Consider the following 26,142-nt stretch of genomic DNA (forward strand, 5'->3'; position numbering starts at 1 on the left):
TTAACCGTTTAATTTTTTCTTTTCTTGAAGTATATATTCTGCTGTTCGCATCGATAAAGCGAGTATTGTCCAGGTCAGATTTTTGTCCCCTTGTTGTACAAATGGCCCAGCATCAACCACATAGAGATTTTTACAATCGTGCGCCTGCCCCCATTTGTTCAAAACAGAAGTCTTAGGGTCGTTACCCATTCTTGTGGTTCCACCTTCATGAATAATTTTTCCTGGAGCTTCCAGTCCATATAAGGTGTCGGCTCCTGGGATTTTTGATGTGATCACAGCGCCCATTTCATGCATAATCGATTGAAATGTCTCTTGCATGTGTTTCGCTTGTGCTATTTCTTCATTTGCCCATTTATAGTTGAAGCGTAGCACCGGAATGCCAAATTTGTCGACTTTATCTGGATCTATCTCACAGTAATTGTCTTTTCTTGCCAATGCCGTTCCCCTTCCGGCCATACCGACATTTGCACCATAATAGGTGCGGAAATCTTCTTTTAGAGCTGTGCCATAACCACCTTTGGCTTTTCCGTTTCCATCTGAATTTTTGGCGATATCGTTTACTTTCGGTACCCAGTTCAAAAATCCGTAAGAAGGCATATGTAAACCGCCTCCATATTCGATGTGATAGCCTCTAGGAAAGTTTAACTTAGCATTATCTTCCCACCAGGGGGAATAGATATGCACACTGCCTACACCATCCTCGTTATAGCGCTTCCGGTCAAGTAACTGTGGCAAAAATCCCGATAAGCTGGCTCCTGTAGAATCGTGGAGATATTTTCCAACTAAACCGCTGCTATTACCAACACCACCAGGATGCGATTTTGATTTGGAATTTAGCATAATTCGCGCACTTTCACAGGCACTCGCACCCAAAATAACGGTTTTACCCTTAACAGTATATTCCTGTAAATCCTTGGTATTTACATAAGAAACACCAACGGCAATCCCTTCATCATTTGTAATGACTTCTCGTACCATCGCATTGTCAATTACTTTTAAATTACCGGTTTTCATTGCTGGAATAACGAGACAAGAAGATGAAGAAAAGTCCCCGTAGACCTTACATGCACGACCGCATTGACCGCAATAGAAACAGGTTCCACGATCCTTAATGTCTTTCGACACTTCTGTCAGTACAGCGCCTCTCCCAGGAATCACTGGAACCCCTGCTTTTTTAGCGCCTTTTGCAATGTACAATTCGTTTAGACGTGGTTTGGGCGGTTTCATAAAAATTCCATCTGGTTCGTTATGAATACCCTCTACCGTTCCATATATACCGATCATGCGGTCTACACGGTCGTAAAAAGGCTTAACCTCCTCATAGGTAATAGGCCATTCTTCAGTAACTCCATCTTTGGGCTTAAAATCGTCAGGGCCCATGCGTAATGAAATTCGACCCCAGTGATTCGTTCTTCCGCCAAGCATGCGGGCTCTAAACCATTCAAATTCTGTTCCCGCTACTTTGCTGTAGGGTTCACCTTCGATTTGCCAGCCGCCGAAGGCCGCATCAAAATCCCCGAAAGGTCTAGTAGTACCTGCGCCCCTTCTTGGAGATTCCCAAGGCCAGCGTAGTTGCAATGAATCTTTTGCTGGATCATAAAAAGGACCTGCTTCCAGCATCAATACTTTAAGTCCCGCATGCGCAAGTATATAACCTGCCATGCCACCACCTGCGCCGGAACCAACTACGATGGCGTCAAATAATTCGGGATTTTCTTTAATTTGATAATCTGACATAATTAAATGAAGTAATTAATTGAGGGGCCTATGCGATACGTCTGCCATGAAGCTTAATTCTGTAAATGAAAGGTTCAATTAATTTAATGGTTATTATTTCATGTTTAAAATCATTGTGAATATATTGATAAAAATTTGTTTTTTTTAATTTAATTTATCGATTTAGCAGATTTTAAACAAAGAATATGGGATTGTTACAAAAAACGCGTTGTTTCTTTAAATTTTACAATGGTTAGTAGCATAAGCGAAGCGTAGTGCATTGGAGCAAAATAGAAGCAGCTGCCATTTATAGGTTGGCTAGCTGGACGACTTTGTTTACATAAATTTCTTCTAGAAATACTTCATCATGCGAAATAACAAGCAATGTTCCCTTATAAAGCTGAATTGCTTTTGTCAGAATGAGGATATTTTGAATATCTAAATTATTTGTTGGTTCATCAAGTATAATCAAATCGGGCGATTGTTGTTTAATAGTTAGACTACATAATATCAGCCGCATTTTTTCACCGCCGCTCAATTGTTGACATTTTTTATCCCACTCATCCCTTCCAAATAGAAAGCGATTGAGTCTGATTTTAATTTCATGTTCGGGCAATGCTTGAGTATTATATTGCTGAGCTTGTTCATAGATGCTCAAATGCGGAGATAGGATGGAATATGTCTGGTCTAAGTAGATCGATTCAAACGATTGTTGTTCAATTTTTCCCTGTTCAGGCACTAATTGATTAAGAAGGAGTTTAACCAATGTCGTTTTACCAGACCCATTCTGGCCCTGTAGTGCGATGCGATCTCCACTGAATAATTGAAAGCTTATATTATCTTTCCACAGCTGCTGCGAGCCATAGCTGAAATTGATGTTTTCTGCTTTTACCATACTCTTTCCTGTGGGAAAAGTACTGTTTCCTAAATCTATTTTAATTTCATCCAATGCCGATTGCGAGCCCCGGAGCTCGTGCAGATCGGATCTGATACCTCCGATTTTGTACTGATGTACACTCTTTATTTTTGCGGTGCTCTTTTCAGCATTATTTCGTAGCGTATTCATCATTATACGCGCCACACCAGCTTTTTCCTGCTTTTTTTGTCCCCGGTTATTTAATCTATTTTGACGTTCGATTGTTTCCCTTTCTTTCTCCTTCGCAATTTTTATCGCTTTTTCCTTGTGATGGATATCTTGTTGCAAAGCATGACGCTCACCTTCTTTTTGAGCCTTGTAAAAGGAGTAATTACCTCCGTATCGCTTAATGCCATTGGGTGTCATTTCGGCCATATCGTCCAATAGATTAAGCAGCGTTCTGTCATGGCTTACAACGATCAGTGTGCTGTTAGTTGATTGGATCCAATTGTATAGATTTTTTTTGCTATCCATATCCAAGTGGTTGCTTGGCTCGTCTAGGAGAATGAGTTCGGTTTGATGAACCTGGATTCCGGCCAACAAGACTTTTGTTTGTTGTCCGCCACTAAGTGAAGACATTTTTTGTGTCAGTTGGATGTTAGGCAGATTCCATAGCGAGAAGGCCTCTTGGCAACGCTCTTCCAAATTCCAATCATCCTGAAGTGTATTGAAATTTTCTTCAGAGGCGTCGCCCGCTAATATGGCATCAAGTGCAGCTAATTTTTTGTCAATTTTAAGTGCTTCAGCAACTGTCTTTTTCTCAAATTGTCCAACGACTTGGGTGACATAGTAGGAATTGGCGACGGACTGTATGCTCCCGCTGCTTGGAAAGAGTTCTTTGGCAATCAGTCGCAATAAAGTTGATTTGCCCACGCCATTGTGGCCAATCAATGCTATTTTCTCTTGCGCGTATATGTACAGACTTATGTTCTCAAACAATAAATCTTTATTCGGATGTATATAAGAAAGTTGTTGTATGGAAAGCATGTTGAAATTCTTTAAATGTTAGAAAAGACCAATTGCAAGGATATTGTCAATGGATGGTATTTATTTCGTTCTAAAGAATTTTAATCTTACATACAGTTTTTGATACTATTGAGGAAGTACAAAGATAGCGTTTATATTTTGATGTCGTAAAAATTTTCGATAAATAGTCAAATTGTTTATTTTTCTACTAATTGCTTCAGACAAATTGTAATTTTGAAAAAACGACACTTGTGAATAAAATTCTTCTTATAGATGACGAAGATAAGCTTCGGAAATTGCTAGCCAAAATTATTAGCCTGGAAGGTTTTGATGTCATTGAGGCTGCTGATATTAAATCCGGATTAAAAAAGCTTGAAGCCAGTGAAGTGGATGTGGTGCTTTGTGATGTCAAACTACCTGATGGTAGTGGCGTTGAAACCGCTAAATTAATTAAAGAGCGGTATCCCATTGTAGAGATTATCCTATTGACGGCATATGGAAATATCCCGGACAGCGTGCAGGCAATAAAAAATGGTGCTTTCGATTACATTACGAAAGGAGATGATAATAATCGTATTATACCACTTCTTTATAAAGCCTGTGAAAAGGTTGCGTTGGCTAGAAGAGTGCAGCAGTTGGAAAAAAGATTAGGAGATAAGCTTTCATTCGATAAGATTATTGGAAATTCCACTGCTATAAAGACCGCTATTGGATTAGCACAAAAAGTTGCTATTACAAATACAACGGTCTTACTCACTGGTGAAACGGGCACTGGTAAGGAGGTTTTTGCACAGGCTATCCATCAGGCGAGCGCTAGAAGAGAACGTAGTTTTGTCGCTATCAACTGTGCGGCATTTACAAAGGATTTGCTTGAAAATGAGTTGTTTGGTCATAAATCTGGCGCTTTTACGGGGGCAAATAAAGATCAACGTGGCCTGTTTGAAGAAGCGCACCTCGGTACTATTTTTCTGGATGAAGTGGGTGAGATGGCGTTGGAACTTCAGGCCAAGATTCTCCGTGTTCTGGAAACCGGCGAATTTTTAAAAATCGGCGACTCTAAACCAACTTACGTAGATGTACGAATTATAGCTGCGACTAACAGAAATCTCCACGAGGAAATTGCTTCTGAACATTTTAGAAGTGATCTATTTTACAGGTTGTCTGTTTTTACCGTTGAATTACCACCACTGCGTGAGCGTGTTCAGGATATTGCGCCCCTGGCAAAATATTATGTTGATATCTTTGCTTTAAAATCCAACTTGAAACCTTTGGAGATGACCACAGCATTTGTGCAGGCATTGGAAAGTAATGTATGGCGGGGAAATATCCGCGAACTGAAAAATGTGATTGAACGCAGTGTGATTTTAAGTGAGGGGGGCGTACTGGATGTTCAGAGTCTTCCCTTCGTGCAACGTGATTTTAGAGAAGGGGCAGGTATTTTATCAAACTTTTCAATGTCCGATATGGAGAAGCGGCATATAGCGCGGGTTTTGAAACATACAAATGGAAATAAAGCGGAAGCTGCTCGATTGTTAGAAATTGGTATAGCTACCTTGTACCGAAAAATTGAAGAATATAAAATCCAATGAAACTTAAAGCTAAGCTGACTTTTTGGGTAGGTTTTTTATTTTTCATGATTTTGCTGCTTGCGATAGTGAGTGGGTATTATGTTTATCGGTTAAAAAAAGATACAAATAACATTTTAGTCGACAACTATAACACGGTGCATTACTCCAGGAATATGCTGTTGGCGTTGGAAGATTTTCGTACCAGCAACAAGAGTGTTCAGCTATTTGAATATAACTTAAGGCTCCAAAATCGTAATATAACCGAGCGCGGGGAACAGGAGGTAAATGAACGTGTAAATCGTCACTTTTTGAACTTAAAAGAGGATACGAAAAATGTGAGCGTATTGGCTGACTTACGGAAAGATATATTCCATTTAATGTATCTGAATATGCAGGCGATCGAACACAAAAATGATGTCGCCAATGCAACAGCAGAGAAAGCTATATTGGCGATCTCCATTGTTGGCGCAATCTGTTTTATGATTGCGTTTGTATTGTTGATCAATCTCCCCATCGCCATTGCAGGCCCAATGGTACAATTAGCCGATAGTATTAAACAGATTGCTGCTGGGAACTACAAAATGAGACTCCATTTTAAGCGACGGGACGAACTTGGAGCGGTGTCAAAATCATTTAATACAATGGCTCAAAAACTTGAGGAGTATACAGACAGTAATTTGGGTAAGATTTTACAGCATAAAAAGAGAATCGAAGCTCTTATCGATAATATGCATGATGCTGTCATAGGGATCGATGAAGAAAAAACAGTGCTTTTTGCGAATACGCCCGCTTGTTTAATTTCGGGGTTAAAACTTGTTGAACTTGAGGGGGAAAATTTGGAAGAAATTGCATCAGTTAATGATTTGATTAAAAACCTTCTCAACAAAATTAACTCTTTGCATCAAGAGTCTGGTCATCTAGGGATGTTTCAGGTGTGTGTTGCAGGAAAACAAAACTATTTTGATTTAGAGGTCATTGATATTAATATTGTTCCAACAGGAGAGGAGGGGGCTCAATTTATCGGACAATTTATTTTGCTGAAGGATGTAACCCGTTTCAAGGAGCGTGATGTAGCGAAAACGAATTTTATTGGAACGGTCTCCCATGAATTGAAAACACCTATCGCTTCAATACGCATGGGAATCCAATTATTAGAAAATAAAAGGATCGGAGATTTAAATCAAGAACAACAAGATTTGCTCGAAGGCATTGCCGATGATACAGCGCGGCTTCTCAAGATTACGGGGGAACTTTTGGATATTGCACAGGTGGAGAGTGGTGCGATTCAGATGAGACTGACCGAAGCAGCTATCGAATCGATTGTAGACTACGCATTACTAGCCAATCGGTCGATGTTTGAGCAAAAGCAAATCCGGATAGACGTAGAATTGGAAAGGAATTTGCCGATGGTCCTTATCGATAGGGAAAAAGCCGCATGGGTATTAACGAATTTATTGTCCAATGCAATTCGATATTCCGATGTGGGGGGAGTGATCGCCATTGCTGCCAAAAGAATGGGAGCAAGGGTACTTTTACGGGTTGAGGATCATGGGCAAGGAATTCCAGCGCAATATTTAATGAAAATTTTTGATCGCTACTTCCGTGTTCCAGGAAGTACAAAAGAAGGAACAGGTTTAGGATTGAGCATAAGCAAAGAATTTATCGAAAGCATGGGTGGAGAAATTGATGTACAAAGTGTTTTGGGAAGTGGAAGTACATTTTTTGTTTATCTTCCGATTGCTCCGCCTAGGCCATCGGCCTAAAACCATCAACCTATCTTTTTCCTTCCAAAAGCGCATTGAAAGATCTAGCGGCTTGCATTGCAGAGGCCGCAAGATAGGCACCCGCTAAAGTTTTATTTCATTGTCATCAATAAGTTTTGCGTCGCGCGTATTCTTTTGTACTGCGATTGCTGAGAATATACTCAATGAAAAGGACATTGCGTAAAATCCTTTCTCACTCAAAAGCAGTTCTGCATTCCATAGGCCTACAGTCAACAGAACAACGGCTACAATTGTTGCAAACCAGCTTAAACCATAGTACAATTCGGTAACGGCGAGCCCTTCGGCTTTATCTCTGACACTTTTTTGAACAGAGATAACCGCAAACAGGGCAAACAGTAAAATCGTGAAATAATATCCTTTTTCATTCAATGCCATTGTTGCATTCCATAAGCCTACGCAATAGCCAACAGTTCCAACCAATAATGCAGTCCATGACGCACCGATAAATGCCCCTGTTGGTTTAAATGGATTTCTTTTGTTTAAATCTCTTTGAGTTTTTTTTTCGTCAATCATGTTTTTTAGCGGTTCCATAATTTTCTTTTTTTAGTTTTAAAATGTTGTTGTTTTCTTATCCAAATATCTATAGTATTCAATTAGTTTTAAACTTATCTTTATAAGAATACTGACGATATAATTTTGTTTCATATATTTATTTAATGCGAATTTTTAAACGATGATAGATCCAATATCAGACTTACTATTATTGCTTGATAATGATGATAAGAAGAGTTTTAAAGCTTTTCTGAAACGTAAAAACAAGCGAAATGATGTAAAAAATGTCAGATTGCTAGAAATTATAGAAACTGACGATATAAATAAATTAAAAAAATTGTATGATCCTACTAAAAATCGGAATGCTTACCATGCCTTGAGAAAAAGGCTTCATGAGAGTCTGTTGTTTTTTCTTTCCAACAAGGTTTTTGAGCGAGACAATAGCGAGGCGCATGAAGCACTGAAATTGTTTGTTGTTGGCCGTTTCCTATTGGAAGGCCAGTTTACTAAGATTGGGTTTAAATGTCTTCAGCGAGCAGAAGACAAAGCGCTTCATCTTGAACAGTTTAGTTTGTTGAACGAAATCTTACAAACTAGGCTACAATATGCTCATTTAGACGCAACTGTTCATGTGGAACTGCTTGTCGGAAGGCTTGTCGAAAATCAACAAAAATTGCAGCAAGAAGCGAAATTTCAGATTGCTTATGCTTTGTTGCGCGCTGAATTGCAGAATATTCATTTGAGGGCAAAAATAGTTGATCTCAATAAGTTGATTTCAGATACGTTGAGTAAATACCGTATTTCCTTGGATGATCTCTTGTCATTTAAATCACTTTATCAACTCTTGTATATCGCAAATGAGTATGCTGCAATACATCAAAACTATGCGCTGGTTCGTTCTTTCTTAAAAACGGCAGATAATTTTCTGTTTAAGCATCCGGAGCAGGCATTCCTTCAGTTATTTTACTATCTGCATATTTTGTATTATCTGGCAAATTTCAATTTGCGGAATGGTTTTTTTAAGGAAAGTTTGATGTATTTGGAACGGATGGATGTAGTTTTGTCGCAGGGAAGCCCTGCTTTTCGAACGCAGTTTCAGCTACGGTGCCAATTGTTGAAGGCATTGAACTTTCATTACCTTGGCGATGGCGCAGAAGGTCTTGCGCTGTTAAAGAAAGGGATCAACCAATCAATAGCAAAATCAAGTGAGGTTGATCTGGCGGATCTACAATTATGTTTGGTCATGTTTTTAACCCAATTCCGCGATAAAACTGCTTTAGTTGAACTTCAAAAATTGACTCGGACGGATGCCTGGTACGAGAAGAAAATGGGGATGTTATGGACTATTCGGAAGAGGCTGCTCGAAATACTGATCCACATTCAATTTGATCATATCGATTTGGCAACTTCGAAACTAAAAAGCTTTGTTCGCCGGTATAAAAAATACTTGATGACTGTCAATGAAAACAGAGTGATTGATTTTGCTAAATTGATTGAAAAATATCTTTTAAACCCTACCATTATTCACACAAAATCGTATCGTGCAGCTGTTGATGCTATGGTGAATCAAAAAGAAAATAAGGATTTATTCGTTATGGGGTTTGCTGCTTGGTTAAAGGCTCTTGTTACTTCTGGAAGCCCTTATCAGGTTTTGTTGGATTTGATCAAAGAATCTTACTCTATTTGTGTATAAAATCGCTCGAAGGATTTCCAATATTTATCTTTATAGATGCCATAATCGATTTGGAGTTTTTCCTCGTACTGTTCGATTAACTGATCAATGGTCATGGTGATTTTTCGGAATTCTGTACAGGCCAGATAAATTTCCCTTAGGTTATCAGCCGTTTCTCGGCCAATATTAAGAACGCCAATATCATCTGGAAGGCTGTTCATTAGTTCCTCTTCAAAATTATCCATTAAATCATAAGTTTCGCGATTTGGCATTCCTTGAGTTGTCGTTCCATCATAGCTAATTTTTAGCGTAACGATCCAAGGGTGAGATGCTTTTCCATCCCAGTCTAATAGCGTTGTATTGATAATAGCTAATATCGGTAGGTCGTTTTCTAATATACCTTCAAAAGCTGTATAGATGTCATCTGTGGAATGATGTCTTAGATCAGTGTATTTTTCCACAAATTCCTTTTCTCTCCAGATCAAATAGTCTTTTAGCTTGAGCAGTGGAATCAACTCTTCGGTTGCGAGATCTTTTGAAGTCACATTCAAGTTATCAATGGCTATGATAGAATTCAATTCACCCATGTAATTGTCGAGAAATATCTCTATTCCATGGGTGATACTAGCCTTGTTCTCTTCCGTATAATCGGGATGGACAATAACGATATCGACTTCATCAGGGAAGTATTTATGCTGAACAGGATAAAAATACATTTCATTAATGTCAAAGGAAAATCCGTACATTTTAATTTTGAATTTTTCCATATCCGCGATAGCAGGTTTTAATGCTGTAAATTTCCAGTGAGGCAGTGATGGAGCAGAAGCGATCAGAAGTTCTACGAAAGCAATATTTTTGATGACTCCATCAGGAGTGATGACAAGTTCTACTGTATCACTATCGTACATCCCAGTTAAGAAATACAGTTCCTTGCGAAGCGAATCGATCTTTGGTAAAAGCTTGCTGAAAAAATGCTGATCAATTTGTTCTCCACTCTTTACGATTTGAAAAAATGTCTGTTCGTTTTTTTTAAACCACTCCCAAAAATCTTGTACGGCGTCGTTTTCACTTTCTTTTTTACCAAAAATATTATTCAAAAATCTCATATTTAATAGCTATTCGATTGAATTATCAACTTTACGTATTTGTTTTTTCATTTATTATTCCATAGCCCAGCGGAGAAAAATGATTTGAATGAAGAATCAAGAATACCGCTGTTCCTAAATTTAATTATATAATTACGGTCCGGCAAGTGAATTCAAGTTTAAAATAATTGAACAAACAATTGTTATAGGAATTTGTTAGGGTATTGTTGGAATTATAAATTAAAATTGGTCTTATGAAATTTAGCAAATTAACATTTTGTCTATTGGCAACTACGTTCGCACTTTCCTTTTCTGCTTGTAAATCGGGTTTATCTGACGATAAATTAGAAGAAAAGATCGAAAATGCCCTTACTGGTCGTAAAACGATAGACGTTGAAGTTGAAAAAGGAAAAGTTATCCTAAGTGGTACAGTTGGTTCGGAAGATGAAAAGCAACAGGTGGAGTCTATAGCTAAAACAGCAGGTGATAAAGACATTAAATCTATTCAAAATGATATTATCGTTAGCGCTCCAGTCTCATCAACACCGGCGCCAATTGAGGTATCCAATAATGATGCGGTACTTGGTGCGGCGGTGAATACGTTTATGAAAGATTTTCCTTCCGTGCAGGCTAGTGTAAAAGATGGTGTGATCTCTGTTACAGGTACATTGGAACAACCAAAGATAATAACCTTAAAACAGGGACTGGATAATTTGAATCCTAAGAAAGTAGATCTAAGCGGTATTGTTGTCAAAAAATAAAATAAGAAACTATGTCATTGCAAGAAAAATATAAAGTTCTTTTAGATACGGCTCAATCTTCAGGTGTAAATGATCTGAATTATGCCGAAATGGATGGTGTATTGCAGATTCGGGGTACTGCACCTACTGCAGCTATAAAAAATAAGCTGTGGGAAATCTACGGCAATATAGATCCAAATTTCCAAACGGGAGATGTGGTCCTCAATGTGGATGTGGCTACAGAAGTGCCGGGAAGTCAGGTTAAAGTCATTACAGAAAATAGCAACTTGAATGTTAGAAAAGGGCCCGGTACAGATCAGCCTATTGTAGGCAAAGCCGCCAAAGGAGAAATTATCACTTTGATTAGTAAAGCGAATGACCAATGGTGGCTAGTCAGAACGAAAGATAACGAAGAGGGATATTGTTATGCACAGTATTTAGAGTCTGTTTAGTGGTTGGAAGTTGTAGGACCATAGGGGGCAAACTCTCTTAGACCTTGAAAAAAGGAGAATTACCTAACGATAATTCTCCTTTTTTATTGATAACGTAAGCTGGTATTGGATGAGTTAGCGCGTACGGTAGCTACATGTCTACTGGAAAAATATGTCGAAAAACACTCCTATTTTAATTTTTGGTGTAATAATTGTGTTACTTTTAATGCAACAATTCTATTACATTATGTCGAAATTACGTCTTATTACAGTGTTATACCTGTGTTTAGCTTTAAAGTTTGGAGTTGCACAAGAATATGTTCGATTAGATAAAGATAGCTACCAGCTCCATTTATCAGAATATCCAAAAGATACAATCCGGATACTTGAAAAAGGAAGAAAAGCGAAGTTGAAGCCGGGTAAGTATATTTTGCAGAAAAATCAGTTTATGGGGCTTTCAAACGCATTTATCTCGATTAATCAGGACGGTATAGTCGAACGGGATTTTAAGATTGAAAAAGATGGCAAACAAGGTGTTGTTGTTGTACGACATGGTGTATTGCAGCAAATGAATGTGAAAGCTGCCACCTTGCCAGACTTTCAATATACAATAACGGATACTTCAAGTGTGCAGCGTAATTTTAAGAATGGGAAAATCAGTCAGGAAAAAACGGTATTTTACGGAGCTGCAAATAATGGGAAAAAAATAACAAAGGTATTTTTTGATAATTATTATACGGTTGAGAATGATTTTGACCATACTAGAGCTAACTACAGATTAGACAATACATTAATTTACAGTGCCAAATTGAATTGTAGTGGGCAGATACAGGAATCAAAGTTATTTGATGCTCATGGGCAATTACTAAAGCATACCTATCGGAAAGCTAAAGTTGAGTATATTGATGTATATCAGAATAATAATCTTGTCGAGCGGAAATATAACCTCCATAACCGCCTTTACCATGAGTATTTTAAGAATTCATTGCTCGTGCAAAGGGTAGTGGAGAAGAAGGATAAAGGGAATATCGAGAAGTATGTTTATAATGCGTCGGGAAAATTGATGGATAAAAATACCGGGGGCTAATGGAAAACACAAGCCTAATCAAGCAGAGATCGCTATATTTTTGCATTTTAAAAATATAGCGCTACCTTTGTGAAGCAATGAAGAAAATGAACAACATATTACGTTTTCCGTTTTTCTGTAATTATTATCGCCCGATAGTCGTTCGGGACCCCTATGCCTATTAAATTAAGAAATTAAATTATCATTTATAGCTAAGCCCGAACATAACGTTCGGGCTTTTTTTATTTTATATAACATTATGTTAAAAGAGTTAGAAGAAAACATTGAAATTATTTTACCGAAGACAGGACTTGCATCGAAGTTGAAGGAAGCTCAAGAAAAGAATCGTTCATTAATTATAAAACTTGGTTTTGATCCCACAGCGCCGGACCTTCATTTGGGGCACGCTGTGGTATTGAAGAAGCTAAGACAGTTTCAGCAGCTGGGTCACGAAATCGTAATTTTGGTGGGCAGCTTTACGGCCCAGATTGGAGATCCTACAGGGAAAAATAAAGCTCGTGAACCGTTGTATCAGGATGAGATTGCCCATAATGCGGCTACTTATATTGCGCAACTGTCTAAGATTATTGATGTTTCAAAAGCAAAAATTGTTTTTAATGGTGACTGGTTGGATCAGCTAAATTTTACAGAAGTTATTCAACTGGTGTCGAAAGTCACTGTTGCCCAGATCATGCAGCGTCATGATTTTAGTAAGCGTTTAAACGAGAATCGGTCAATAGCCATGCATGAATTGCTTTATCCAATATTGCAGGGCTTTGACTCCGTGCATATCAAAAGCGATATTGAAATGGGCGGAACAGATCAAATGTTCAATTGCGCAATGGGACGGCAGCTACAGGAATCTTTTGGACAAGATCCACAAATAGTGCTGTGTATGCCCTTGTTGCGCGGGCTGGACGGAAAAGAAAAAATGAGCAAATCATTAAACAACACGATCGGTCTTTTGGATGATCCGAATGAAATGTTTGGTAAAACCATGTCAATTCCAGATCATTTAATTCCTGAATACATCGACTTGACGACAGATTTCAATCAGGAAATCAAACTTGGAATGAAGACCCGTCTTGAAATGGGGGAAAATCCAATGGAAATTAAGAAACTTATAGCACATAATCTTGTAGTCCAGTACCATGGCGATGCATTTGCGTTGGCTGCGAATGATTATTTTGTCAATCAATTTCAGCGTAAGAAATTGGAAGAAAAAGCTTTTTTAGAGGTGTCTTGTCAAACATTGCGCGAGCAGTTTGGTGAAAAGGCCAAACTGGTTGATCTGTGTTATTTCCTGAAAGGATCGACAAAGTCAGCGATGAGACGATTGATTATAGGCGGAGCTGTGCGGATCGATTCCATAAAACAGTTGAATCCGGATCTGACGATCTATGTAAATGCGGGGCTTAAAATAAAATTAGGCAAAAGAAGTTATTTTAAAGTTGTTTAGTATGGTTTTGGAAAGTATACTATTGTAATATTTTGTGAAAATCAGATAATTAACATGGTAATGCTTTACAAAGCCGTATATATTTTTTACCTTCATATTGAAGTCACATACTTTATTTTTTCATACCAATTATAGATGGAAACTTACAATAATACAGTTTTGGAGCAGTTGCCCCAACATCTGAAACGCTATGTTGTTGCGCAGAGATACGAACGCTATACCGCCTTAGATCAGGCACTGTGGCGTTATGTTATGCGTCAGAATTATTCATTTTTGAAAGATGTAGCGTATTACCCCTATATCCCCGGATTGAAAAAAGCGGGGTTATCCATTGAAACTATTCCCAATCTACAGGAAATGAACGATAGTCTAAAATTGATTGGCTGGGGAGCAGTGACAGTAGACGGTTTTATCCCGCCAGCAGCCTTTATGGAATTTCAGGCACATCGTGTATTAGTTATTGCTGCTGACATACGCCAATTGGAACATATTGAATATACTCCAGCCCCGGACATTATTCACGAGTCCTCTGGTCACGCACCAATAATAGGGGAGGCTGATTATGCAGCATACCTCCAGTATTTTGGAGAGATAGGCACAAAAGCACTCTCGTCAGGAAAGGATTTTGAGCTCTATGAAGCTATCCGCCAATTGTCTATTTTAAAAGAGCAAACAACCACGACCACAGTTGAGTTGGCTGCAGCAGAGAAAAATTTACAGACTATTCAGCAAAATATGGGCGAGCCATCGGAGATGGCACTGTTAAGTAGGCTGCATTGGTGGACTGTGGAATATGGGCTGATAGGAGATGCTCTTAACCCTAAGATTTATGGAGCAGGTTTATTGTCTTCCATTGGGGAGAGTGCAAGCTGTATGCAAGATGATGTACCCAAATTGCCATACGATTTATATGCGATTGAGTATTCGTACGATATTACCAAGCCACAGCCACAGTTGTTTGTTACTCCGGATTTTGAGCATCTAAGGATGGTGTTGGATAAATTTGCCGATACCATGGCTTTTCGAGTTGGAGGCAAACAGAGTGTTGAAAAAGCAATAGACTGTCGTTCTGTTTGTACTTTAGCGTATAGTTCTGGTCTGCAAGTGTCGGGAATTTTTACCTCAGCCAACGTAGATAAAAATCTTTCGTACATCCAGACACAGGGGCCTACAGCTTTGGCATTCGCGGGTAAGCAGCTCGAAGGACACGGTATAAATTATCATAGCGAAGGATTTGGTTCTCCAGTAGGAAATTTGAGAGATGCAGATCATGATCTGGAAGATTTTGATGACGCAACATTGATCCAATATGGTATAGTTGAAGGCCAGCAGTGTCTTTTAAACTTTGCTTCCGGAATTACGGTTGCAGGAACTGTTCAACGTATTTTCCGTCAATTTGACAAGATTGTTTTGATTTCATTTACCTCCTGTCGAGTATATCGTGGTGAAGATGTTTATTTTAGACCCGAATGGGGGCCGTATGATATGGCTGTCGGATCGGAGATTGTATCTGTTTTTGCCGGCGCCGCAGATAAAGATGCCTATGAAGCTCTGGAAGAACATCTCGATCACGCTTCGTCTTCAAAGTCTAATGAACCCGAAGATGTAAAGCTAGTGAACCTTCATGCGGCGATACGGAGCTTGCGGGAAAAAGGGTTTGATGAAGAAGCGTGGCTTGCTATCTTCAATCTCTTTGGATCGGAAAATGCGGATCATTGGTTAGGTTTGGTCGAGTTATTTGAAATTGCTCAGGCTAATGGTACAGAAGAGTTAACTAAGCTGGCTGAAGAGCAGCTCTTGGAATTTATCGATCGATATGCATATTTAAAAAAACTGATCGATGATGGACTGCGTGTTGCAAAGGAGGAGGCTATAAATAATCAGTAAGGAATTAGTGTATAAAACAGTATGCTGAAGCTAAACGTTGAAAAAGTTGTTTAAATCTCAAAAGGGAGCTGTCTAGTCTTTGGTTAGCTCCCTTCCTTATCATTCATTAGAATGATACTTGCAATGCTATTTGCCAGGCTTTGTCTATTTGTCCTTCATCCAATAGCTTCCCAACGTATTCATGAACATTTTCGCTGAATTTTGATGGACTGTCTTCAAAGTTCAGTTTCAGGTAGTTTAGGTACTTATCCGCTGGTTGTATATTTTTTAATGTGGGTAGGGCTTCGACATTGGCCAACAAGCCGAGGTGGTTTCCGGTCAGTACATTAGAGAATCTAATTTTTTCCGGAAGTTGATCAATACCAATTCCAAGGCTACGGAGGGGCTTTGGTACAATAAATAGATTTTCATCGGTGACGCGGCAGTACCAGTCACCACCGAGTCTAGCGACCAAGTCCAAATCTTTTTGCTCAATGGTATTATCCTTGCCCAATAAGTGTTTATGGACATGCATATACAGGATCTCGGCAATAACAAGATTACCAGCCCCAGGTTCATCGCTTAAAGCGACAATCTCTTTAACCCGACATTCGAGCTGGACTGGAGATTCGGCTACTCGTGGTGGCGCCACCTGAATAGAAGGCACAGCAGTAAAGCCAGACTTATCGAATTCATTTATTTCCTTCGCATATTCGGTGCTGGCAAGAGATTGCTGCTGCACCATATCGTAGTTGACAATATTGATGACGACTTCCTTTACTTCCTGTATGTTATCCAAGGTATGCTTGGTGCTGCCATCGCGCATCCGCCGCAGGGGTGAAAAAACACAGATAGGCGGCTGATGGGACATCAGGTTGAAATAGCTGAAAGGACTTAAGTTTACGTTTCCATTGCGATCTATTGTGCTGGCAAAGCAAATTGGACGGGGGGCAATAGCATATTTAATTAAATTATCGATGATAGCTTTGTCCGCTGCAGACTCAAAGGTCGTCGTTTCGAAAGGTGATGTCATATTCGGTAGATTTATGAATGATGTAGAACAATAGAATTGGAAAGTTTTCCGAGTGCGGTGATCTCCAATTCAATCTCATCGCCAAGGTTGAGCCATTGATCTTTATGGTTAGGGTCTTTTAAGCGTGCCGTGCCATTAAGTTCAAGAAAGCAGCCTGTTCCAACAGTGCCTGAACCGATCATATCACCAGGGAAGATCTCCACACCGTAAGAAGCCCGCTCAATAATTTCAGCAAAAGTCCAGTGCATGCTTGCAAAATTACCCGCTGAAACTTGTCTGCCATTTACTTTACAAGTCATATCGAGATCATAACAGTCGCCAATATGCCCCGCAGCTGCTTGAACTTTATAGGGCTCCAACTCATCTTTTGTAACTAACCAAGGTCCAATTGCTGTTGCAAAATCTTTACCTTTAGCAGGCCCCAAGCTTAATTTCATCTCTTCCATCTGCAGTTTTCTTGCGCTAAAATCATTCATGATCATGAATCCTGCAATGTACTCATCTGCTTTAGCGGCAGAAATGTTAATTCCCGACTTATTGATGACGATAGCGATCTCAAGTTCGAAATCAAGTTGATCTAAATGTAATGGCATACAGGGTATAGGCCCAGGGCCTTGTATTGCCTGATGATTTGAAAAATAGAAAACAGGAAATTTGTCAAATTCGGGGATCATTTCAAGTCCACGGTTTCTTCTCGATGTTTCCACATGCTGACGAAATGCGTACGCATCACGAAAAGAACTTGGATGAGGTACCGGAGCAATAAGCTGTGTGTCCTGTAACAGATGATAAGGTCTTTCGATCGTTCCCTGGACCAAAGCATGCTCAAATTCCTGGAGCGAACTCATGGTCTTTTCACCGCCTTTTAGAAAATCTGACATATTTTTAGGAAGAGTTTGATCGATTGCTGAACAAGGATAAAATCGGTCGGCTATAACCATGCCCAATTCTTGTTGACCATTTTCAGTGCTGGTGGCAATTCTCATATATCGTGTGTTCTATTTGGTTATTCAATGTTGTTGGCATTTGACACAAATATATTGTATAAGATTTGAAAAAAATATTCTTCTCTTGAAAATAGAAAAATATTCTTACCTTTATTAAAGCATTATAAACTATAAAAAATGATTCATTGTCGCGTACATCGCTTTGCGTTTTCCGTGCCCTATATTGCTTTTAACAGAGCAATTATAGCTGATATCGTTTTTGCACAATACTAACCTTCTCTTTTAATACTTGCCAATGGTCCTATTGGCAATTGGGATATTCATTTAATTTTATAACCGTTTAAATCGTAGAATTATGCCATTTTATGTTAAACAAGGGCAAATTCCAATGCAGCGACATACTGTTTTTAGAAAGCCCGATAATATGCTTTATGCTGAGGAACTCGTATCCACCCATGGTTTTTCAAGTCTTTATTCTTTGGTGTATCACTGCCATCCACCTACATTAGTCAAGCAAATTAGAGACCCCTACGATGTATCGCCCAATATCGCCCGGGACAAACATCTTAAGCACACCAGCTTAAAAGGATTTCAGGTGCAGGCTAAAGATGATTATCTCGAAAGCCGAACGCCCGTGCTGGTTAATGAGGATTTGCACATATCTTTGGCTGCTCCACGTCAATCTATGGATGATTATTTCTATAAAAATAGCCAGGCAGATGAGATTGTCTTTATTCATCAAGGAAGCGGAAGATTAAAGACTGGATATGGAAATATCCCATTTAAATATGGCGATTATTTAGTGATTCCCCGCGGAACGATTTATCAAATGGAGTTTGAGCAAAAAGAGAATCGATTGTTTATCGTTGAATCGTTTTCTCCTGTACGTACGCCCAAACGGTATCGTAATGAATTTGGTCAATTGATGGAGCATGCTCCCTTTTTTGAACGCGATATTCGGGTGCCGCAAAATTTGGAAACCTTTGATGAGCTGGGGGATTTCGAAGTGAAAATCAAGAAACAAGGGATGATTTATCCTTATGTCTACGGAAGTCATCCATTTGATTTTATTGGTTGGGATGGCTATCATTTTCCTTGGGCCTTTTCGATTCATGATTTTATGCCGATAACCGGCAAATTACATCAGCCGCCACCTGTCCACCAGACCTTTGAAACAGACAGCTTTGTACTGTGTAGCTTTTGTCCACGTATGTATGATTACCATCCCAATTCGATTCCCGCACCGTATAATCACAGCAATGTAGATTCGGATGAAGTGCTGTACTATGTCGATGGCGATTTTATGAGCAGAAAGTCTGTTGAAAAGGGACAGATTACGTTGCATCCAGGTGGTATACCTCATGGGCCCCATCCAGGTACAGTGGAAAAAAGCATCGGACAGGTTAAAACCGAAGAACTGGCTGTGATGATCGATCCTTTTCGACCATTAATGCTTACTCAAGAAGCGCTCAATATAGAAGATCCAGATTATTATAAGTCTTGGATGAGTTAGAATAATAAAACAAGAGTAACCTTTATATAAATTATGGCAAATACATTTGCAGAAAAGATTGCCCAAGCGCAAGATTTTTTACCTATTAATGGAACAGATTATATCGAATTTTATGTTGGCAATGCCAAGCAAGCGGCGCATTACTACAAGACAGCCTTTGGCTTCCAGTCGGATGCTTATGCCGGCCCTGAGACAGGAGTTCGAGATCGGGTATCTTATGTGCTAAAGCAAAATAAGATACGTTTAGTGCTTACTACGGCACTAAAATCTGACCATCCCGTCTCAGAGCATGTTAAAAAACATGGTGATGGCGTTAAAATATTAGCTCTTTGGGTGGATGATGCCAGAAAAGCATTTGAAGAAACAACAAAAAGAGGAGCGGAGGTATATCAGGAACCACAGCTTCTGAAAGATGAAAACGGCGAAGTCTGGACTGCCGGTATCTATACCTATGGCGAAACGGTGCATCTATTTGTCGAACGAAGGAATTATTCCGGTAGATTTATGCCTGGATATGAAAAATGGGAAAGTGATTACAATCCAAGCGAAACAGGTTTGCTTTATGTAGACCATTGTGTTGGTAATGTCGGATGGAATAAGATGAACGAAACAGTGAAATGGTACCAAGATGTGATGGGTTTCGTCAACATCCTATCTTTCGATGACAAGCAGATCAATACAGAGTATTCCGCGCTAATGAGTAAAGTGATGAGTAATGGAAATGGCTATGTTAAGTTTCCGATCAATGAGCCAGCCGAAGGAAAAAAGAAATCACAAATCGAAGAATACCTCGAGTTTTATGAGGGAGAAGGAGTGCAGCATGCCGCACTGGCAACGAAAGACATTGTTGCTACGGTGAAAGCACTTAAAGCAAGAGGAGTAGAGTTTTTGGGTGCGCCGCCCGAAGCATATTATGATATGTTACCTGAAAGGGTTGGAAGAATTGATGAAGAAATAAAGATCATTCAAGAACTCGGAATTCTGGTTGATCGTGACGAAGAAGGGTATCTGCTGCAGATCTTTACAAAACCTGTAGAGGATAGACCAACTTTATTTTATGAGATCATCCAACGCAAAGGAGCGCAGAGCTTTGGAGCAGGAAATTTTAAGGCCCTTTTTGAAGCAATAGAACGTGAACAGGAACGTCGAGGAAATTTATAGAAGCATGGAAGAGATGAAAGAATTGTTACGGGCCTTTGAGCATAAAAGCCCAGAAGTTGTTTTCGAATGGAAGGATAGTGAAACGGATGCAAGAGGATGGATTGTGATTAATTCTTTGCGAGGAGGTGCTGCCGGTGGTGGAACACGGATGCGGGCTGGGTTGGATAGGCACGAGGTGGAATCGTTGGCAAAAACAATGGAGGTCAAGTTCACTGTATCGGGACCCGCAATTGGAGGGGCAAAATCGGGGATTGATTTCGATCCACATGATCCACGGAAAAATGAGGTTTTGAAGCGTTGGTTTAAGGTAGTTACGCCGTTATTGAAAAACTATTATGGTACAGGTGGTGATTTGAATATAGACGAAATTCACGATGTCATTCCTCTGACTGAAGAATATGGACTGTGGCATCCCCAAGAAGGAATTCTGAATGGTCACTTTAAAGTAAATGAAAGCAATCGTATTCATCAAATTGGACAATTGCGATATGGCGTTTCCAAAGTATTGGAGGATAGTTCCTACAGTCCAGATCTGAGGCGTAAGTACAAAGTGGCAGATATGATCACTGGTTATGGTGTGTCAGAGTCAATTCGTCATTATTATCAACTTTTTGGTGATAATTGCTTCGGCAAGCGTGCCATAATTCAGGGCTGGGGCAATGTAGCTGCCGCCGCCGCATTTTATTTGTCTAAATGCGGTGTTAGAATAGTAGGTATAATTGATCGGGCCGGTGGCCTGATAAATCCCGAAGGCTTTGATGAGGCAGCTATCACTCGCTTGTTTCTAGAACGGAAAGGTAATGAACTTCATGCCGCAAACTTGATCCCTTTTGATCAGGTACAAAAAGAGATTTGGAACCTAAAAGCAGATATTTTCGTGCCCGCCGCTGCTTCCCGATTAGTTTCGAAAGATCAGATCCAACATCTGATAGATCATGGACTTGAGGTAATAGCTTCCGGTGCCAATGTACCATTTGCAGATCAAGAAATATTTTATGGGCCTGTTATGGAGTTTGCCGACCAGCATGTGGCGGTTATACCAGACTTTATCGCAAATTGCGGCATGGCGAGAGTATTTGCTTATTTAATGCAACGCAATATCGAAATTAGTGATGACGCAATTTTTTCTGATGTCTCCAACATTATCTTCGAAGCGCTAAAGAAAATTAGGATGGTTTCTTCTAATAAGACTCATATTTCATCAAGAGCATATGAAATCGCATTGAAACAGTTGGTATAAAATGGGGGTTAAATACAAGGCCTCATAGCTTTACGCTTTGTGGTAAAAAAAAACACTTGAAGCGGGGAACTTCAAGTGTTTCTAACTAACCAATTATTAACCTAAATTTATGAATGCTTAAAACAGTACAAAGGCTGTGCCAAAAAATATTTAATTTATGTGATGATAATCGCCGTTCAAAATGTGACCTACTAAAGGTAAATTAAGAAACCTGGTCGCTATGATATGTGCTGTCTTTCACTATTTTAATACCGGATAAATAGAAACTCCTGAAGCTGGGAGCAACAGGAGTTTTCCTAACCAATTATTAACCTAAATTTATGAAAAGTATTTATATAACGTAGTATCTTCAAAAAATGTTTCCCTTTTATTTCAGTTATTTAAAATTTTAACATTTTTTAATAATTGAGTGTCGAATTCAATAAACAATCACGTTTTCTATTAGATCGCTTTCTAGAAATAAAAAACCTGTTAGTGGGGATACTAACAGGTTTTTTATAAACTAACTAAATTATTAACCTAACTTTATGAAACTACTATCTTTTGTTCAAGAAAGATGCCAATACTTTGTATCGAACTTGACGTTTAACGATTTTTAACATGCGCTTATTTGCGTAATGAAAAAGTTTCTGATTATAGCGGTAATCCATTTTATTTTCAAACTTTTTTTTGGCCATAGCTGTTAATTTAACACAGGGGGCTATCAATTAATATGGCCTTGTTTTCATAAACTATAAAAAAAGTCTATGTCACTAACATACCGTTATCAATTTGAAAATAACGAAAGTCCATTTTGGGCTTTTGCAATACATGATGGTCATCACGTCGACGATAATATATTAGTCAATTTTAATATTTCTGAAGAGGAGCGATTACGGGAAGAGGATCCTTACACAGCTATTTTGGCGGAGCTACCTTTCAATAGGTTTGTGTCTGGAACGTCTAGGTTTCAATTGGACTTGAACCGAAAGCGAGAAGATGCTATTTATCTTAAACCTGAGCAATCGTGGGGCTTGCGTGTTTGGCGAGCAGCATTACCGCAGGGGCAGATAAATGAGTTATATGCAATTTATGACCGTGTGTATGCAGATGTATGTCAGCAGATTCAAAATACTATTGATCGTTACGGTTATTTTGTCATCTATGATATCCATAGCTACAACATGCGTCGCGAGGGACCTAAGGCACTTGTGAACAGTGCTGCCGATCCACAAATCAATTTAGGGACGCAACATAATCACCAAAAATGGAGAAACTTGACTGATCAATTATTAAAAGTATTACAAACTGGAAAAGATGGGCAAGTTTACGACGTGCGTGAGAATGTGAAATTTAAAGGTGGTTTTCTTTCTGCGTATTTGAATAATAAGTTCGGCGATAAAGGCTGTATTTTTTCGATCGAATTTAGGAAAGATTTTATGGATGAATGGACGGGGGAAGTTTTTCCACAAAAACTACAGGAGTATAAGCAACTTCTTTTGCAAAGTATAGAAACATTGGAAAATTATTTTGCCTATGAAAGATAATGCGAAACAACTCGCTGGCATTTTAAAAATGATCAAAAATAAGGAAGTTTTTCACGTACAGATTCCGTCTAAGAATAAATTGGTATTCAATCAAGTCGTTCCTTATCTATTTTTATACCGACAGTTTTTGAGTCCAGATCCTATGCTTGCAGAGCTGGTCAAGTCAGAGCCAGCTTATTTTAGAGTAAGAGATCCGCAGATGAATGTTTCTGAATGGATTGCCCCTATACTAAACAAACTTGTAGAGGAGTTTGGTGCTTGTTTGATCATTGAAGCCTGGGCATCAGATCCTGGGCAGGAAGAGGATATTCTAATCCATATTGCCCGTAAAAACGTCCAGTCTATTGCTCAATATTTAGGAAAGCAACTGACCACTGAAGAGTCGATTTCCAAAGTAGAAATACTTACGGATTCAAAAACGAATGCAACGCAGAGTCTCTCACCGTCAAGTATTCAATTGGATAATCTGAACACAAATATATTTTACATGGGGCTCGAGGTAAAACCGAAGTATCTATTAGGAGTAGATCAGCAAATTTTACCGATTGATCTTCGCCATTTTCGTGAAGCCATATCTAGGAGCTTGTCTAAAACATTCTTTGAATTCATTCGTATTCACACATTATCGAAACCTACTGCGTTTAAAATCAGCCAGCCAAAAAAAATGCTTCCTTTAGCATGGGAAATTGATCAGAAATTGGCTCGAGAGAGCCAGAGATTTGATTTTTTGCTGTTGATTACTCCTACAAATTCTTACGATGCTTGGCAACAGTTTAAGAAAGGTAATTACCGAAAAACACCTGTGTTTCATTATAGACCCATGCCTATCGATCCAGATATTATCAAAAGGAATCTTTATAATTTGCATATAGAGGATTTATTTGATCCCTCCATGGCATACTTATTTCGTGATAAACGAAAGGAGCTCGACCAGATGATGACAATGTTGAGTGAACGTGGAAAAGAGGGATTTTTGCTAGGAAGTATGCAAGTTTTTGGTACAGTTAATGAGAAATTATTGGAAAAAGCACAAGCAATCCTAACGATTACCACAACTGATCGAGAAGTGAGGACAAAAGAGGAAGATATTGTTTACGCCGAGGAATTCGCCAAGCTGGCCCAGGAGGAATTGGATTATTTGAAAAGCCAAGATCCAAACTTTGGAACGACAGTAAGACTTCGCGATGACATCTACGGCGTGATGGTCAACCAAGGCGTGCTCAATATAAGCAAGCAGTACAGTTTACCACGCAATAGGGTAAAGGCACTCATACAGCATGAAGTTGGCACACATATCGTCACTTACTATAATGGAAAACAGCAACCTTTCAGCCTTTTTAGGTTAGGGGTTCCTGGTTATGAAAAACTTCAGGAAGGTCTCGCTGTACTCGCTGAATATTTGGTCGGAGGGCTGACCAATAATAGATTGCGTATTCTAGCGGGAAGAGTTATTGCTGTGCATCATATGCAACAAGGCAATTCATTTATTGATACGTTCTCACTTTTAGTAGACAAATATCAATTTCTGCACGAAACTGCTTTCCAAATGACAATGCGAGTCTATAGAAGTGGTGGACTTACAAAAGATGCATTGTACTTGAGTGGCTTGATAGAATTGACCAATTATATCAAAAGCGGAAGGGAACTTGCACTTTTAACTATGGGCAAAATTCGTGAAGATTATATACCAATTGTTGAAGAGCTCACTTTAAAGGGGGTCTTGAAGTCTCCAATTTTAACCCCAAGATACTTAATGGCTCCCTATAAGGATAACTTGTTAAATCTCAAAAAGAATAATGGAATATTCCAAATGATTCAATAATCGAATTTTGTATATGAAAATAGCATTCGTGATCAACCAAACCCACAAAGAAACTGCTCGTTTTACGACTACTCTTTTGGCATTAAAGGCCCATCAAATGGGACATGAAGTTTATTATATTGGCCTGGCCGATTTTTACTATGAGTCGGCATATATTGCTGCCCATGTGCGAAAAGTAATGCCTGATCAGATGCTGACATCGGCTGACCGTTTCATGGAGGTATTACGAGAAACGGAAAAAACTAAAGTGTCGTTGGAGGAGATGGACGTAGTTTGGCTACGATTTGATCCAGTATTGGATATGGTAAGCAGACCTTGGGCGGCGGCTTCCGCACTGCAATTTGCATCTTTCCTAAAAGCGAAAGGAGTATTGGTCATTAACGATCCAGATAGCCTTGGTAGAGCCAGTAACAAGTTGTATTTAGAAGAGTTCGATGAATCTATTCGACCTAAAACTATTGTAACGCGAAACTATGCGGATGTGGTACGGTTTTTTGAACAACAGAACAGCCTAATTATTTTAAAACCTTTAAAGGGTTCGGGGGGCAAAAACGTGTTTTTGATCAATAAAGACAACCAGCAAAATCTAAAACAGACCGTAGAGGCTATTGCGCGAGATGGTTATGTAATTGGTCAAGAATACCTGCCGGAAGCTGCGCGTGGTGATATAAGGTTCTTTTTGCTCAACGGAGAGCCTATTTTAATCAACGGTAAATATGCTGCTGTTCATCGGGTACAACAGGGCGATGAGATCCGGAGTAATGTACATCAAGGTGCAAAGACCCAAGGTGCCGTTATTTCAGCGGAATTATTGGGGATGGTTGACAAAATAAAAGACAAATTGATCCAGGATGGAATGTATTTTGTTGGTCTAGATGTGGTTGGTAATCGTATTATGGAAATTAACGTATTTAGCCCAGGTGCGTTATGTCAGGCGGAAGAAATATTAAAGGAGGATTTTTCAGGGTTTATTATTAATAAACTGGAGGAAAAGCTTGTCGCCAGCAAAAAACTATCACTTAAATAAATTGGTTGTAAGAGCAGCCCTGGGGGAGTATTGTAAGATAGATTTGAGATAATTATGGATTTGAGATGAATAACCTTGATTAATTTATTTTTATTTTTGAAAAAAGAAAAAT

General features: G+C 39.0%; 20 protein-coding genes. 14 read left to right on the top strand and 6 right to left on the bottom strand.

The genetic code is table 11. The annotated features are described in order from the left end of the window. Together B2W36_RS11585 and B2W36_RS11590 are read right to left on the bottom strand one after the other, a co-directional pair. Entirely contained in the window at positions 1–1,737 is a 1,737-nt protein-coding gene (locus B2W36_RS11585) for a GMC oxidoreductase (protein ID WP_293887825.1), read from the bottom strand. A 286-nt stretch (positions 1,738–2,023) separates the two neighbouring features. Beyond that, positions 2,024–3,619 carry an ABC-F family ATP-binding cassette domain-containing protein gene (locus tag B2W36_RS11590; protein ID WP_293887826.1) on the bottom strand — a complete coding sequence of 532 codons (1,596 nt, stop codon included), beginning with the start codon at positions 3,617–3,619 and terminating at the stop codon, positions 2,024–2,026. A 230-nt stretch (positions 3,620–3,849) separates the two neighbouring features. Here B2W36_RS11590 and B2W36_RS11595 point away from each other — a divergent pair, with 230 nt between their 5' ends. Next, on the top strand, positions 3,850–5,187 hold the full coding sequence (locus B2W36_RS11595; protein WP_293881792.1) for a sigma-54-dependent transcriptional regulator: 1,338 nt from the start codon (positions 3,850–3,852) through the stop codon (positions 5,185–5,187). After that, positions 5,184–6,929, top strand: coding sequence for an ATP-binding protein (locus B2W36_RS11600; RefSeq protein ID WP_293881794.1), 1,746 nt, complete (start codon positions 5,184–5,186; stop codon positions 6,927–6,929). Before B2W36_RS11595 ends, B2W36_RS11600 begins: the two co-directional genes overlap by 4 nt. Positions 6,930–7,013: 84 nt before the next feature. On the opposite strand, the gene yiaA is transcribed toward B2W36_RS11600, so the two are convergent. Continuing rightward, the gene (yiaA, locus tag B2W36_RS11605; protein ID WP_293881796.1) at positions 7,014–7,481 is read right to left on the bottom strand and encodes an inner membrane protein YiaA; all 468 of its coding nucleotides are present in this window, start codon (positions 7,479–7,481) and stop codon (positions 7,014–7,016) included. A gap of 142 nt (positions 7,482–7,623) precedes the next feature. Here yiaA and B2W36_RS11610 point away from each other — a divergent pair, with 142 nt between their 5' ends. After that, positions 7,624–9,135 (top strand): hypothetical protein, encoded by a 1,512-nt coding sequence (locus tag B2W36_RS11610; protein ID WP_293881798.1) that lies wholly within the window; start codon positions 7,624–7,626, stop codon positions 9,133–9,135. Here the strand turns inward: B2W36_RS11610 and B2W36_RS11615 are convergent. Then, entirely contained in the window at positions 9,117–10,220 is a 1,104-nt protein-coding gene (locus B2W36_RS11615; protein WP_209575969.1) for a DUF695 domain-containing protein, read from the bottom strand. The genes B2W36_RS11610 and B2W36_RS11615 overlap by 19 nt on opposite strands. A gap of 233 nt (positions 10,221–10,453) precedes the next feature. Here B2W36_RS11615 and B2W36_RS11620 point away from each other — a divergent pair, with 233 nt between their 5' ends. From B2W36_RS11620 to B2W36_RS11640, 5 genes are all read left to right on the top strand, one after another. Then, positions 10,454–10,960 carry a BON domain-containing protein gene (locus B2W36_RS11620; protein WP_209575967.1) on the top strand — a complete coding sequence of 169 codons (507 nt, stop codon included), beginning with the start codon at positions 10,454–10,456 and terminating at the stop codon, positions 10,958–10,960. An 11-nt stretch (positions 10,961–10,971) separates the two neighbouring features. Next, positions 10,972–11,391, top strand: a complete 420-nt coding sequence (locus B2W36_RS11625) for an SH3 domain-containing protein (protein ID WP_209575965.1) — start codon at positions 10,972–10,974, stop codon at positions 11,389–11,391. A 226-nt stretch (positions 11,392–11,617) separates the two neighbouring features. Further along, entirely contained in the window at positions 11,618–12,457 is an 840-nt protein-coding gene (locus tag B2W36_RS11630; RefSeq protein ID WP_293881804.1) for a hypothetical protein, read from the top strand. Positions 12,458–12,695: 238 nt separating this feature from the next. Beyond that, complete coding sequence (gene tyrS, locus B2W36_RS11635) at positions 12,696–13,895, top strand: tyrosine--tRNA ligase (RefSeq protein ID WP_293887827.1); 1,200 nt, start codon at positions 12,696–12,698, stop codon at positions 13,893–13,895. Positions 13,896–14,030: 135 nt separating this feature from the next. Beyond that, positions 14,031–15,782: an aromatic amino acid hydroxylase gene (locus B2W36_RS11640; RefSeq protein WP_293881808.1), complete on the top strand. Its 1,752-nt coding sequence runs from the start codon at positions 14,031–14,033 to the stop codon at positions 15,780–15,782. 106 nt (positions 15,783–15,888) lie between these two features. Here the strand turns inward: B2W36_RS11640 and B2W36_RS11645 are convergent, their stop codons facing one another. Both B2W36_RS11645 and B2W36_RS11650 read right to left on the bottom strand, forming a co-directional pair. Further along, positions 15,889–16,794 carry a flavin reductase family protein gene (locus B2W36_RS11645; RefSeq protein WP_293881810.1) on the bottom strand — a complete coding sequence of 302 codons (906 nt, stop codon included), beginning with the start codon at positions 16,792–16,794 and terminating at the stop codon, positions 15,889–15,891. An 11-nt stretch (positions 16,795–16,805) separates the two neighbouring features. Beyond that, positions 16,806–17,780, bottom strand: coding sequence for a fumarylacetoacetate hydrolase family protein (locus B2W36_RS11650; RefSeq protein WP_293881812.1), 975 nt, complete (start codon positions 17,778–17,780; stop codon positions 16,806–16,808). A 316-nt stretch (positions 17,781–18,096) separates the two neighbouring features. Here B2W36_RS11650 and B2W36_RS11655 point away from each other — a divergent pair, with 316 nt between their 5' ends. From B2W36_RS11655 to B2W36_RS11680, 6 genes are all read left to right on the top strand, one after another. Continuing rightward, positions 18,097–19,254, top strand: coding sequence for a homogentisate 1,2-dioxygenase (locus B2W36_RS11655; RefSeq protein WP_293881814.1), 1,158 nt, complete (start codon positions 18,097–18,099; stop codon positions 19,252–19,254). 33 nt (positions 19,255–19,287) lie between these two features. Continuing rightward, positions 19,288–20,415: a 4-hydroxyphenylpyruvate dioxygenase gene (hppD, locus tag B2W36_RS11660; protein WP_293881816.1), complete on the top strand. Its 1,128-nt coding sequence runs from the start codon at positions 19,288–19,290 to the stop codon at positions 20,413–20,415. Between the two features lie 4 nt (positions 20,416–20,419). After that, on the top strand, positions 20,420–21,655 hold the full coding sequence (locus B2W36_RS11665; RefSeq protein ID WP_293887828.1) for a Glu/Leu/Phe/Val dehydrogenase dimerization domain-containing protein: 1,236 nt from the start codon (positions 20,420–20,422) through the stop codon (positions 21,653–21,655). A gap of 746 nt (positions 21,656–22,401) precedes the next feature. Continuing rightward, the gene (locus B2W36_RS11670) at positions 22,402–23,181 is read left to right on the top strand and encodes an N-formylglutamate amidohydrolase (RefSeq protein WP_293881820.1); all 780 of its coding nucleotides are present in this window, start codon (positions 22,402–22,404) and stop codon (positions 23,179–23,181) included. After that, the gene (locus tag B2W36_RS11675) at positions 23,171–25,003 is read left to right on the top strand and encodes a flavohemoglobin expression-modulating QEGLA motif protein (protein WP_293881822.1); all 1,833 of its coding nucleotides are present in this window, start codon (positions 23,171–23,173) and stop codon (positions 25,001–25,003) included. The genes B2W36_RS11670 and B2W36_RS11675 overlap by 11 nt, the downstream gene beginning before the upstream one ends. A gap of 13 nt (positions 25,004–25,016) precedes the next feature. Continuing rightward, a complete protein-coding gene (locus B2W36_RS11680; protein WP_293881824.1) occupies positions 25,017–26,030 on the top strand; it encodes a glutathione synthase in 1,014 nt (337 codons plus the stop codon). Positions 26,031–26,142 lie beyond the last annotated feature (112 nt).

Source organism: Sphingobacterium sp. UBA3549 (genome assembly GCF_002376635.1).
In the GTDB taxonomy this organism is placed as follows: Bacteria; Bacteroidota; Bacteroidia; order Sphingobacteriales; family Sphingobacteriaceae; genus Sphingobacterium.